7 protein-coding genes are annotated in these 13,775 nt (G+C 65.8%); 2 read left to right on the top strand and 5 right to left on the bottom strand.

Going from position 1 to position 13,775, the window contains the following annotated elements; all coding sequences use genetic code 11:
• Positions 1-3,709, bottom strand: a 3,709-nt coding sequence (locus tag WT97_RS33975) for an ESPR-type extended signal peptide-containing protein (RefSeq protein ID WP_257128459.1), incomplete at its 3' end; no start/stop codon positions are given.
• Between the two features lie 474 nt (positions 3,710-4,183).
• On the opposite strand from WT97_RS33975, the gene WT97_RS04975 reads away from it, so the two are divergent.
• A complete protein-coding gene (locus WT97_RS04975) occupies positions 4,184-7,183 on the top strand; it encodes a sensor histidine kinase (RefSeq protein WP_060353060.1) in 3,000 nt (999 codons plus the stop codon).
• Between the two features lie 36 nt (positions 7,184-7,219).
• Here WT97_RS04975 and WT97_RS04970 read toward each other — a convergent pair whose 3' ends face one another.
• From WT97_RS04970 to WT97_RS04955, 4 genes are all read right to left on the bottom strand, one after another.
• Positions 7,220-8,101, bottom strand: a complete 882-nt coding sequence (locus tag WT97_RS04970) for a LysR family transcriptional regulator (protein WP_257128458.1) — start codon at positions 8,099-8,101, stop codon at positions 7,220-7,222.
• 91 nt (positions 8,102-8,192) lie between these two features.
• Positions 8,193-8,897, bottom strand: a complete 705-nt coding sequence (locus tag WT97_RS04965) for a cysteine hydrolase family protein (RefSeq protein ID WP_060353058.1) — start codon at positions 8,895-8,897, stop codon at positions 8,193-8,195.
• A 464-nt stretch (positions 8,898-9,361) separates the two neighbouring features.
• Positions 9,362-10,189, bottom strand: a complete 828-nt coding sequence (locus tag WT97_RS04960) for a peptidyl-prolyl cis-trans isomerase (protein ID WP_060353057.1) — start codon at positions 10,187-10,189, stop codon at positions 9,362-9,364.
• 432 nt (positions 10,190-10,621) lie between these two features.
• Positions 10,622-11,764: a glycosyltransferase family 25 protein gene (locus WT97_RS04955; RefSeq protein WP_257128457.1), complete on the bottom strand. Its 1,143-nt coding sequence runs from the start codon at positions 11,762-11,764 to the stop codon at positions 10,622-10,624.
• A gap of 608 nt (positions 11,765-12,372) precedes the next feature.
• Here WT97_RS04955 and WT97_RS04940 point away from each other — a divergent pair.
• The gene (locus tag WT97_RS04940; protein WP_060353053.1) at positions 12,373-13,761 is read left to right on the top strand and encodes an undecaprenyl-phosphate glucose phosphotransferase; all 1,389 of its coding nucleotides are present in this window, start codon (positions 12,373-12,375) and stop codon (positions 13,759-13,761) included.
• Positions 13,762-13,775: the final 14 nt, after the last annotated feature.

Here is a 13,775-nt window from a genome sequence, read left to right as displayed (position 1 = left end):
CCACCGCCGAGCCGCCGCCCAGCGCATCCGCCACGCTCTGCGCCGTGCCGTACAGCTGCGAACCGTTGATCGCGTCCTTGCTCGTCGCGTTCACCGCGCCCGCCGCCACGTTCGTGATCGTCGTGCCGTTCGCGCCGCCCTTCAGCGAGACCAGGTCGAAGTTGGCCGAACCGTCCGGGTTCTGCTCGTAGGTCACTGCGAGCGGATCCGTGCCGCCACCACTGCGCTGGGCCAACGCATTGAGTGCATCGCCCACGTTGTGATAGGTCGAACCGTCGACGGTGTAAGTCGGATTCACGATGGACCCGTCCGCGCCGACCGCCGCGTTGCCGCCGAATGCCGCCACCGCGTCCTTCAACTGGCTCACGTTCACCGCATCGGTGTCGGCCGTACCGCGCGACACGTAAATGATCTGGCGCTGCTGGGCCGTCGAACCGACCGCGATCGAGTTCAGGCGATCCGCGACCGAGTTCGCGCCCAGCGCGACCGAGTTCTGCGCCGCGCCCGTTACGCTGGCCGCACGGCCAATCGCGACGCCGTTGGTCGCACCCGCGTCGACGCGCGCCAGCGTGCCGAACGCCAGTGAATCCGCTGCGGCTGCCGATGCCGTGTTACCCAGTGCGACCGCGTTCGCTGCCAGCGCACGGGCGTTGAAGCCCATCGCAACGGCATTGTTCTGCGATGCGACGGTGCCCGCGCCAAGGCCGATTGCGTTGGCGCCAGAAGCGCTGCTGTTACCGCCCAGCGCGACGGCATTCGAATTCGTCGCGGCCGCGCCTGCGCCCAACGCGACGGACGACGTGCCCGTCGAGGTTGCCTGCGCCCCCATCGCAATCGCGGTCGTACCGCTCGCGTTCGCGTCCGCGCCGATCGCCACGCCGAACGATCCAGCCGCAACGCGCGCGTCGTCGCTGCCATCGTGCTGGCCGTCCACCTTCACGTACGGATTGTCGACGGCGGCAATGGCCGCATTCAGCTGACCGAGGTTGACTGCATCCGTAGTCTGGGTGCCGGCGGCCAGGTTCGTGATCTGGCGCTGCAGCGTGTCGCTGCCGACCGATACCGCGTTACCCCGGTTTGCAATGCTGTTCGCACCCAGCGCCAGCGAGTTGGCCCCGCTAGCCGTGGCACCGCTGCCGAAAGCCGAAGCCCCGCCACCTGAAACCAAGGTATTGGCACCGACAGCCGTTGTGTTGGAGTTGGCGTTCTTGCTGTTCGTACCGATCGTGATTGCGTTGGATCCGGACGCGCTCGCGGAACTGCCGATCGCGATCGCGCCTGAAGCGCCAGCGACGTCGCCGTCGGTCACCGATGCATTCTGTCCGATTGCGAGACCATTGGTCGGGTTGTACCGACCAGTCTGACTCACGGAAGAGCCAGTCCCCACTGCAATGTTGGTACCCGATGCGGTACCGCCGTCCAGCCCACCCATCAGTCCGATGTCCGACGTCGAGCCCCCGATTCCATTGCCGAGTGCGGAGATACGGTTATTGACATCGTCGATCGCAGCCGACATGGTCGACGTCGCGCCACCGACCAGGCTGTTCACCTGGCCGATCGTCGCCGCATCATTGTCGTTCTGGCCATCGGCCACGTTCGTGATCCGGCGTTGCAGGCCGGTCGTGCTGTTACCCACCGAGATCGTGTTGATTTCGTTCGCGAGCGAGCCGAGGCCCAACGCCACTGCGTTGATGCCCGTCGCTTGCGCGGCGACGCCCGTGCCGCGGCCGCCGATATACGGGTTCGGACCGCTACTGTTCGCAACGGCCGCGTTCAGCTGGTCGACGTTCACCGCATCGGTGCCCGCAACACCTTGCGCGACGTTCGACAGCACCACCGGGTTCGATGCACCCGTGCCGCCCAGCGTCACGTGGTTCTTTGCCGCGCTGTCGTACACCACCGCCAGCGATTCGCCTGTGATCGGATCGATTGCGCCGCCGTTCTTGAGCGAGTCTTCCAGCGAACCGACGCGCGTGTTCGTCGCAAACAATTGCGAACCGTTCACAGCATCCGTGCTCGTCGCCGACAGATTGCCCGCAGCCACGTTGTGGATTGCCACCGGCGTTGCCGCGCCCTCGCCGCCCAGCGTCACCGAGCCGTAGTTCGGCGTGCCGTCCGCATTCTGATCATAGGTCACCGCAGCCAGCGTATTGCCATCGCCACCGACGAGCCCGGTGTCCGCCAGCTTGTCCTGAAGGTCGGAGATATCGCCCGTGTTCTGCGACGTACGACTGTCCAGGTTCGTCAGCGCATCGCCGACGTTGTTGTAGTTGACCCTGCCCGGGCCACCAGCCGGGTTGGCCAGCGAGTAGGTCGGCCCGGTCACGGCACCGGTAGTCGCGTTGATCGTCGCGCCACCGCCAAGTGCGTTCACGACGGGCGTGAGCTGGGACACGTTCACCGCGTCAGTCGCTTGTGAGCCAGCCGCCATGTTGGTGATCTGGCGTCGCAGAGTCGTGGAACCGACCGAAACCGTATTGGTACGGTCGGCGACGGCACCATCTCCCAGTGCAACCGACTCATTGGCCGAAGCGACCGCGTAAGTTCCCAGTGCAGTTGCACCTGCCGCGGACGAAGTCGCGCCGCGACCCAGCGCAATTGCATTGTTGGCCAATGCGCCGGCCCCCACACCGACGGCCACAGTCTCTTGGCCCGCCGCTCTCGAAATCGTACCGAGCGCCATTGCGTTTTGATTGCTCGCGACCGCCCCACCGCCGAATGCGACGGAAGACAGTGCGCCGGCGGTAGCGGCAGCGCCGATCGCGGTCGCGCCGTCCCCCACTACAGCTGGCGTTGCAGGCGCGTATACACCGGATCGAATCCCGATATACGGATTATCCGCTGCTGCGATCGCGGCATTCATCTGCGACAGGTTAACGGCGTCATTCGCCTGCGTGCCGGCCGCCACGTTCGTGATTTGCCGCTGCAAAGTCGCGCTGCCGACCGAAACCGTATTGGTACGGTTGGCCACGGAGAAACTGCCGATCGCGGCCGAATTAGCAACACTGGCAGCGGCTCCATCGCCAACGGCAACGGAACTGTTACCCGACGCACTGGCGCCCACCCCCATTGCAACAGCACTGGTACCGCTGGAATTTGCGGTATAGCCCACTGCAACCCCGTACGCGCCCGAAGTCGCTGCCCCACGCCCCAGTGCGGTTGAAGCGTTACCTGAAGCCGCGGCCCCAACGCCTGCTGCCAAGGTGTTGAAATTCGTTGCGCTAGCAAGCGCACCGAGCGCCGTTGCGTTTTGCCCGGTTGCCGATGCGTTACCGCCGAGTGCAACGGCAGATTGAGCACTAGCGTCGGCGGAAGCACCGATCGCAACTGAACCATCTCCAGCGACCGCGGCAGTACCGGGTGCGTAGTGACCGACTCGAACCTTAATATACGCATCATCAAGCGCCGCCATCGTCCCGACCGAATCCGTGCTTAACGTACCCGTCGTGCCCATCGGCATCAGCGACTTCGTGCCCGTGATCGGTACCTGAATCACGCTGTCGTCATCGGTCTTGCCATCCGCGCTTTCCGACGCACCGACGACATCCGCCGCCGATGCGCCGCCGATTGCCATGCCGCCCAACGCGACGGCGACGAACGCCTTGCTCGCCGCGCGCGACGATCCCTTCGATTTCGAGCGCGCCGTTTCTTCGGCTGCAGCCCACGTACCCGTCGTCGCATTCCAGACGGTCCGATAAGTCTTGTTCATGTTGATTGCCTCTGTGTGCAAAAGAGTGAGACGAAGCTTTTGTTACATCAGGCAATATATTTTTCGCGGGCGCTTTCGATAATCAGACGTCGGGACAGGCCCAAACTATTTTTGTAGGACCCGTCCGAATATGACGAAGCCTGACAATTCCGCGAGGAAAACGCGACACGCACGCTGCTCCGCATCGTCGTTTCGTTTGACATGCGCCCGCTTCGGACCGTATAAACGCAGCTCTCGATGACTTTAAAAAAATAGGACTGGTCCTAGCTATCTCCGTCAATTGTTTCGGACTGCCCTACATACCGATGGCATTGCCATCTCGATAATTGGCTCGTTCCCCGAGCCGGCAGCGCAATCGCCTGCCTTCCCACACGGCTTACGGATATCGCTGCGCGTCACGGATCGCACCCGGCCTCCGCCGGACGAACCGCGTGCGTCACCCGATTTGTGCATTGATTTCACGGTATTCGTCCCATGCCCATCCGAAAACTCTTTGCGTCCGTCACGGACGCCGGCGCGCCGTTCGCGTCGGCCGATGGCGAAGCGCGCGACCTGAGCCTGCTGAACCGTTACCAGCGCTTCACGCTGTACGGCGGGGCCGCGGTGCTGTCGTGCGTGATCCTGTTCGCGACGAGCATCCTCGTCGCCGGATCGGTGCGCGACTACATCTCGAAACGGCGCGAACTGTTCGAGACGCACAAGGCGCTCGTGCAGCTCGAGATCGACGCGAAGCAGGCGTCGATGCGGCGCGCGGTCATCAATGCGGAACTGCTGTGGAACAGCCACCCGCGCCATGCGCGCAGCGCCGTGGACGCGATCGTGCGCGACGGGCACGTCGTGCTGTCGCCGCTGAGCAACGTGAGCGAGATCTTCGCGGCCGCGACACCGGCCGCCGCGGCCAGCGGCGAAATCGAAGCGTACGTGCAGCTGATGGAGCGGCTGACGATCTCGGTGGCCGCCGCCGAGCGGCAATCCGGCCGGCCGATGTCCGGCTACGCGTATAGCCCCGATCGCGGTGTGATCGCGATCACGCCGCCGCCATCCGTGCCCTATCGCGACGTGCTGGCCCGCATCGGGGTGCGCGACACGCAAGCGCTGATCGACCGCCTCGCGTTCGACGTCGCCGATTGGTCGAACCCGACCGTCGCGCGCTACTGGCGCGACACGCGCCGCATCGCATGGCAAGCGCCCGCGATCGATCCGTTGACGGGCAAGACGGTATTCCGCCTCGTCGAGCCGGCCTTCGAAGGCCAGCGGCATTTCATGACGTTCGTGAGCGACCTCGACGTCGACGTGATCGACGACCGGTTGAAGCAGGCGCCCGAGGACGCCGTCGTGATGCTGGTCGATCATGCGGGCCACATGCTGCTGAACGAAGATCGCACCCGCGCGTCGATCGACGGCGGCGCGCTGATGCGCCACGCGCTCGCCGAGAACGCGTGGCGGCGCGGCTTCGACCGCTTCGACGAAAGTTACCTGCACGGCGTGTTCACGATCAGCGACCGGCTTTCCGGTTCGGGCCTCGCGATCGTCTACGCGTATTCGTGGCGCACGATCGCGATCGCGATCTGGCCGACGATCGTGCGCGAGTTCGGCGTGGCCGCGCTGATCCTCGCCGTGCTGTGGACGCTCGTGGTGGCGTTCGACGTGAAGGTGCTCGCGCCGCTGTTTCGCCGCTCGCGCCGCGTGTTCGACAGCGAGCAGATGAGCCGCGCGATCATCGCGACGTCGCCGTTCGGCATCGCGCTCGTGTCGCTCGGCACGCGCGACGTGCTGCTGCGCAACCGGATGCTGGAGCTGTACGAGCGCGAGGCCGGCCTGCCGCCGCTGCACGAGCGCCTGCTCGCGTGCTACCAGGCGCGCGCCAACGGCGCGCCGGTGCTCCTCGACATCGAGCTGCCCGTGACGCTGGGCGACGGCCGCACGCGCGATCTCGTCGTCAATTTTGTGCGCGGGCGCTACCGGGGCAAGGACACGCTGCTGTGCAGCTTCTCCGACATCACGACGCGCGCTGACGCCGAGCGCGCGCTCGACAGCGCGAACCGCGCGAAATCGACGTTCCTCGCGACGATCAGCCACGAGATCCGCACGCCGCTCAACGCGATGCTCGGCAATCTCGAACTGCTCGACAAGGCGCCCGATCCGAGCCGGCAGAAGCTGCGGCTGCATGCGGTCACGTCGGCCGCGCGCATGCTGCTCGACATGCTAAACAACGTGCTCGACATGACCAAGATCGAGGCGAACCGGATGATGCTCGAGGCGACGAGCTTCCGCATCGACGAACTGGTGCGCGACATCGTCGACCTGTTCGAGCCGATCGCCGCCGCGAAGGGCGTCGCGCTGCATGCGGAGGTCGATCCGCGCATCGCTCGCCCGTACGTCGGCGACCCGATGCGGGTGCGGCAGATCGTCGTCAATCTCGTCAGCAACGCGATCAAGTTCACGGATCGCGGCTCGATTGCGTTGTCCGTTTCCGCGCCGGGCGCCGACGCGACGCCAGTGACGATCCGCGTCAGCGACTCGGGCATCGGCATGACGGCCGCGCAGCTCGAACACGTGTTCGAACCGTTCGCACAGGCCGACGCATCGACCGCACGCCGCTTCGGCGGCACCGGCATCGGCCTCGCGCTGAGCTGCAAGCTCGCCGAGTCGATGGGCGGCAGCATCGCCGCCGACAGCGTGCCGAACGTCGGCTCGACATTCGTCGTCACGCTGCCGCTGCCGTGCGACGACGCGCCCGGCGCCACGCAGGCCGGCGCCGAGGCCGAGGCCCCGAACGTGCGCGTGCTGTTCGTCGACGACAACCCCGTCAACCGCGCACTGGTGCACGATCAGCTCGACGTGCTCGGCTACCGCGCCGATCTCGCCGCGAACGTCGCGGATGCGCTGGAGCTGATCGGGCGCAACGACTACGCGGTGGTGATGACGGACCTGAACATGCCGGGCCTCGACGGCTATACGTTCGCGCGGGTGCTGCGCGGACGTGGCCACCGCGCGCCGATCCTCGCGGTCACGGCCCATGTCGAGCCGGACGAGCAGCATCTGGCGCTGGAAGCCGGCATCGACGAAATCGTCACGAAGCCGACTTCGCTGCGCTCGCTCGAACAGGCGATCGCCCGATACACCGGGGCGCGGCGCGATACGCGGCCGGCGGCGAATGCGCTGTCGTCGGCAAACGGGCCGCTGCCGGGCGAATTGCACGCGGTGCTGTCCGACGCGATGCGGCGCGCGAACGCGGCGATCGTACGTGCGCTCGAACACCGCGATCTCAAGCTGGCCCGCACCGAAATCCACAGCATGCGCGGTGCGTTCGCGATGATCGGCGAACGCGATATCGCGGCGTGCTGCGCGACGCTGGAGCAGTATGCGATCGCCGGCGACGCCGCTGCGTTCGCGCGGGAATTCGAGCGCTATCGACGGGAAGCCGGCGACGCGCTGGCGCGGCGGGCTTCGGCAAGAATCGAAGCGATGTGACGTCGTGCGGCCGGCAATCGCGCCGGCCGCGCGCCATTACGACTCGGTCTTGCCGTAAAGGTCGGCGATGAAATCGATGAACGCGCGCAGCTTCGGCGCGACATGACGTGCTTTGGGATAGAGCGCGTAGTACTTGCGTTGCGCCAGCGTGTAATCGGGCAGCACGTGCACGAGACGACCGCGCTCGAGGTCGCCCCGCACGGTGAGATGCGTGAACGCGCCGATCCCCAGGCCGGCAACCGCCGACGCGTGAATCGCCGTGATCGCGTCGAGCCTCAGATAGCCGTCGAGCTTGACGGAAACGGCCGCGCCGCGTGACGGCGTGAGCTGCCATGCGCCGCCGTCCTCACGCCCGCTGTAGGGCAACAGCGCGTGTGCGTCGAGGTGCGCGGGCGTTCTCGGCAAGCCATGGCGCGCGATATAGGCGGGAGAGGTGACGAGAATTTCGTCGGAGACGGCGAGCGTTCTCGCCACCAGGTCGGAATCGGGGAGATCGCTGCTGATGCGCAGCGCGACGTCGAAGCCTTCGCCAATCAGATTCGAGAAGCGGTCGCTGCACGACACATCGAGACGAATGTCGGGAAAGCGCCGATGGAAGGCAGGCAACCAGTCGGGCATCTCCAGCGTGCCGATCGACAGCGGCATGCTGACGCGCAACGTGCCCGAGGGCTTGCGCGGGCTCTCGGCGACGGCGTCCGCCGCCGCGTCGACCCGTTCGAGGATTTCCACGCAGGCTGCGTAGTAGCGTTCGCCGGCCGCCGTCAGCGCGACGTTCCGGGTATTGCGATTGACCAATTGCACGCCGAGCGACGCTTCGAGCAGCTTCAACTGACGCGAGACCGTCGAATGGGTCGTGTCGAGACGCGCGGCGGCCGCGGAAAACCCCCGGGCTTCCACGAGACACCGATAAACGCGCATTGCGAACAATTGATCCATGGCGAAGCGCAGCGTGTTGGCGGAACCGGCGCAGGGTCCGGCCGTGCCCGCATGCGGGCGCGGCCCCTTGCGCTTATTGAGTCCGCAGCGCGACGATCTTCGCAGTGGACATCACATCGCCGAAGGTGTCTTCGATTTCCGCGAGCGCCGCGCGATGCAGCGTGTCCTTGTCGACCGTCTCGCCGTTTGCCCGGACGATGCTCCGGGTGGCGGAGGCGTCCGATGCTACCACGACCTGATAGCCGAGCGGCACCGCGTCCCGCGCGGCGCCGGCGACACAGGCGTGCGTCATCAGGCCGGCGATCACGATCGTCTTGATGCCGTCCGCCTTCAGGCGACGGTCGAGATCCGTGCTGGCGAACACGCTGACCGTCTCCTTCTGCAGCACGGTGTCGGTGGCGCGCGGCGCCATTTGCGGGATGAACTTGACCGTCTCGCCGTCGCGCGCGAACACCGCCGAGCCGGCCGGCGTCACGTGCTGCACCTGGAAAACGCGGATGCCGTTCCGGTCGGCGAATTCGATCAGCTTGCGGGTATTGGCCATCGCGCGCTGCACGTCCGGAATGGGCATCTTGCCGTTCAGGTATTCGTTCTGGAAATCGATGACGACGAGCGCGGTCGATTTCGGATCGAGGTGATCGATCGGCTGCGCGCCCGCCATCGCGCGGATCGTCGGCGTGGCCGGGAGCGCCGGCGCGGCTTCGCTCACGGGCACGATGGTGGCTGCCGAGGCAAGGAGGAGGGTGCGGGTAAGCGTGCGAAGGGAAAAGGCAAACATGAGACGTTTCTCCGAAAGTGAACAAGGTATGCAGCGAATTTAACGTCGATTGCGCCGCGCCACGAGTCCGTCCGGACGACATATCTTGTGCATTCGATGCACAAATATGCCGTGCATCATCACGGCCGACGCGGTCGTGTGAAGTTGCCATGCGTTGACGCGCCGGCAACGGCCGCGCCTGCGCAGCTGCGCTCATGCGAGCCGCGGATATGGCGGAAAGAAAGGTGCGTGGCGCTCGAAGGACAGCCATCGACGCTCGCATAAGGCAGCGTGAGGAGTAGTGCTACGTAGAGGTAGCGGGGAATGCGACCGCGCCCACCGGCCGCCGTCGATTTGGCTTCGATGCCACGCATGACGAGCATAGCGGCGATCGCGCCCCGAACCAATCGGACTGGACTGATTCGGCAAGTGGCGCCGCGCATGCGTGTGCGCGCGGCGGGCCTCGCCGCCGCGTGCTGACTGCGTTACTGCTCGATCTTCGCCTGCGAAGCCAGCTTGTCGACCAGCGAGCCGAGCGCACGCTCGGTCGCCTGCGCGTCGAGCTGCTGACGCAACACGCCCTTCGCCTGGTCGAAGGTCGGCACGGTCGTTTTCCGCTTCTCGTCGAGCTTCACGATGACGAATGCGTTGCCGACCTGGATCGGGCCGGCCGTCGCGCCGGCCTGCATCGACGCGATCGTCTGTGCCAGCGGCAGCGGCAGGCCGCCGGTGTTGCCTTGCGCAAGCGGCGTCTTCAGCGAGACCCATTGCGCGACGCCGCCGTTGGCCGTCGTGTTGAACGCCTTCGCGACGTCGGCGAACGCGGCGCCCTGCTTGAGCTGCGCCTGCGCGGCGTTCGCCTTGGCCGCATCGCCGACGGCGATGACTTCCGCGCGATATTCGAACTGGCCGGCGGTCGCGACGATCGCGTCGTAACGCGCCTTCACCTGCGCATCGGTGACCGGCTGCGGGCGCAGCGATTCACGCACATAGAGGTCGGTCGCGGCGTCGTCGCGCACGCGCTTGACGATGCCGAGCACTTCGGGGCGGCTGGTGTAATTCGCCTTGTCGGCGGCCTGGCCGAGCAGTTGCTTGACGATCAGGTCGCGCTTCACCTGCGCACGCAGCGCGGGCGAATCCGGCTGACCGGTTGCCTTGAGCACGGCGTCGAACTGGCTTTGCGGGATCGGCACGCCGTTCACGACGGCGACGACGCCGGCCGGCAGCGGCGTTTCCGCGGCGATTGCATGTGTTGCGCCGGCCGCACAGGCCAACACGATCAGGGCGCCCATGGCGCGAAGTCGGGTTTTCATTTGAACTCCTTGACGATGAGAAATCCGGAGCACCGAACAAAAACGGCACGATGCGTCCGCAGACAGGAAGGAATGCCCTACGCTCGCATATGGCAGCGTGATTCCGTCAATCAACCGGAAAGTCGTCAGTCGATAAGCGGCCGCGCCCACCGGCCGCCGCAGGGCATTCGTTCGTGCCGAATCCGAATCGCGATTCGGGTCGCGCCGATGCGCGACAGGCAACCGGAAAAAAGACGCCGCCCACGCAGGGCGGCGCATCGAACGAAGACTAGCTTCGGATACGAGGTATCGAACGGAAAAACCATACACCCGTTCGACCCCGCCATTGTCCGGCCGCCGCTGTCGCTCGCACAATCAGCCTGGTCCGATTTCGTTCGATGTCTTGCCGCGCCGGATGCAGCGTCCATCCGACCGACGCGGCGCGCCGCCGCGTCAGGTCTGGATCGTCGACGTACGATGGTCGTTCATCGTGATCGCCAACGGTGGAAACGACGCCACGCTGCGCATCTCGCCATAACATTTGTTCATCGCCACATCGATGCCGAAGTTCGATATGGGTCGGTCGAGCCCGTGCGAAAACAGTACCTCCGGCTTCAGCGGAAAACAGCGGTCGAGCAGAAAACGCGCACCCGCCGGTGAAACGGTATAGGCGCAAATCCCGTAGAACTCGAGCAGGTTCATCATGAGCACCGCGCTGCGGTCGCTTCTAAAAGCGTCGACGGACCGGGTCAGCGCGACTTCGTCGAAGCGCATCGTCACGGGCGTCCTGGAATTGAAGATCGAGCCGCGCAGAATCGAATCGAAGTTGTAACCCCACGCGATGAAATCGTGGCAACCGGCGTTCGCATGCAGGAACCGCGCAGTGATCTCGTGAAAATCCGGCCGGAAGATCGCGTCGTCCTCGGCAATCGTCACCAACTCGTCGCCGGACGCGATCTCGGTCCACAGGCGATGCGCGGTCATCGCGATGCCGTATGCGCCGCGGGTATACGGCAGCCCGGGCGCGAACAGGCCGCAGTTCGAGATGTCGGCGTCCGACAGCGCGGCCCCGTCGACCGCATCGACGAATTCGACATCGAGACCGGGATTGCCGGCGAGAAATGACGCCCTGCGCGAGCGGCTGCCCGTCAGCGAAATGACGCTTACCGCACGCCGCACCGCGGGGGGATGAATCCGGGGTGCCGCGGCGATGGACTGGCCTGCGCGTCGGGCAGGCATCCGAACGGAATTCATCACCAACCCGCCACGACCGAGATGCCGAACACGACACCGAGCACGATGCCGATCGCGCGCCCCTGCAGTATCGGCTTCAATGCGTCGGGATCGAAGAATGGATCGGCCACCGCCGTTCGGTTGCGCCAGGCATTGACGGTCGGTGGCACGAGCAGCCCGACAGCCATCAGCAGTACCGCCGCGATCGTCACGACGACGCCGTCGGCAGGCCATCGCATGGCGACGTTTATTACGAAATGGACCAGCGCGACGGTCGCCGAACTCGCAATCATGCCGGTTATCGCGCCTTTCACCAGAAAATCCGCGTTGCTCATCGCCAGTACTCCACATAGTCAGATTCATGCCGAGCGATATCGGCCGGGATGTCTGGTATTAGAGACGGACTCGACGCCGGTCTCTATCGGACAGGTCCGATTCCTGAGTCGCAATGCACGGAAGGCGGAACTGGCGCTGCACGAAACCCGCCATGAGAAGGCGGCGGTCCAAGTCATACCGGAGCTGGAGGACACGCGCGTCTGGCGGCAGACTCACGGAATCAGACCGGGCTGATTCCACGTGCGCCCCGCGTTCGCCACAATGGCGGTGCTGGATGGCTAAACCCTGTCGCCCGGCTTTCGCGAGCATTACCGCGATGTCTCCGTTTCGCGCCGCCCGTCTCGGGCGGCGTTTTTTTGCGTGCCGTCATCGCAAAGCGCCTGCCCCGCACGCGCCGTTCGATCCAAAGGTCAGATTTGGTCAAGCCCGCTTGCCGCTAAGCCCAGTCCGATCCGAATACGCTCAGGACTGCCTGCTGTCCGATGGTTTCGACGCGACATCGCTCATAGACTCGTTTCATACCCGGATGCACGCCGAGATCGTCCGGGCGAAACGCCGCGCATGCGATCACGGGCACGAAGCGTGCACTCCGCGGTATCGCACGTGCGCTCGACAGGCACGGATAGGTAAATGACATGAAGAAGAACAAGGTCCCCGGCAACGAGATCGTCGTATGTGCGATCGACGTCGCCGTGATCGTCGCGGTCGCGGCGCTGGCCCACCAAGGATCGATCGGCGATTTCGCGACACTTCGAATCGAAGCGATCCTGACCGGCGTCAGCGCCCTGCTTGCCGCGTTCCTGCTTCGGCTGGCAGGCATCGGCCTCGACGGCCGCAAGCTGCCGGCGACGCGTCATGCGCTGCGCACGCTCGCGCTATGGCTCGTCGTGCAGGGTTTCGTCTTCGTCAAGATGGTTGCGCTGACAACCGTCACGATGGTTCTGACGAAATGGTTTCTCGACTGGACGATCGGTGTCGCGGTCGCGCTCGTGGTGTTCCGGATCGCGCTCTGTGTGGCGCGCCGCCGCAGCCTGCGCGCGCCGGCCAGGCCCGCCACGGTCGCGATCGTCGGCAGCGGAGCGCGCATCGCGCAGATCCGCGCCGAACTCAGTGCGAGCGCGGCGGCCCGCTACCGGGTCGTCGGCGTCTATCGCACGACCGGCGAGGCGGCAACGCTCGGCGACGATGTGCCGGTGCTGAACGAGCTTGCCGCGTTCGCCGCATGCGTGCGTCGCGAGCATGCGGACGAAGTGTGGATCGCGCTGCCGCTGGACGACGACGCGACGGCCCGCACGGTCGACGAATTCCGCAGCGATTTCGTCGAGCTGCGCCTGATGCCCGACGTCAGCAAGCATGCGCTGTTCGGCAGCCACGTCGGCGAGATTCTCGGCGAGCCGGCCATCTCGCTGGCGGCGCCGCCGCTGTCGCGCGGCGCGCTGGCGCTGAAGGCCGTGTTCGACCGCGTGTTCGCCGCCGTCGCGCTGATCCTGCTGATGCCGGTGCTGCTCGCGATCGCCGTCGCGGTCAAGCTGTCGTCGCCGGGGCCGGTGCTGTTCACGCAACGGCGGCGTGGCGCCGACGGCCGCACGTTCGACATCTACAAGTTCCGCACGATGCGCGCGCACGTCGAACAGGCGGGCACGGTCGTGCAGGCGACGCGCGGCGACCCGCGCGTCACGCGAGTCGGCGCGCTGCTGCGCCGAACCAGCCTCGACGAATTGCCGCAGTTCATCAACGTGCTGCTCGGCGACATGTCGGTGGTCGGCCCGCGCCCACATGCGGTGGAACACGACGCGCAATACCGGACGCTCGTCGACGGCTATATCCACCGTTACCGGATCAAGCCGGGCATCACCGGCTGGGCGCAGGTCAACGGCCTGCGCGGCGCGACCGAGCGGGTCGAAAGCATGCAGTCGCGCATCGAGTATGACCTGTACTACCTGCGCAACTGGTCGTTCGCGCTCGACCTGCGAATCATCTGCGCGACCGTGCTGAAAGGGATCGTGCACCCGAACGCGTACTGAGAGGCGCGCCGCTC

Source organism: Burkholderia sp. MSMB1459WGS (genome assembly GCF_001534535.1).
Taxonomy (GTDB): Bacteria; Pseudomonadota; Gammaproteobacteria; order Burkholderiales; family Burkholderiaceae; genus Burkholderia.
The sequence above is the reverse complement of the archived record's forward strand: the minus strand, read 5'-3'. Positions and strand labels throughout refer to the sequence as shown.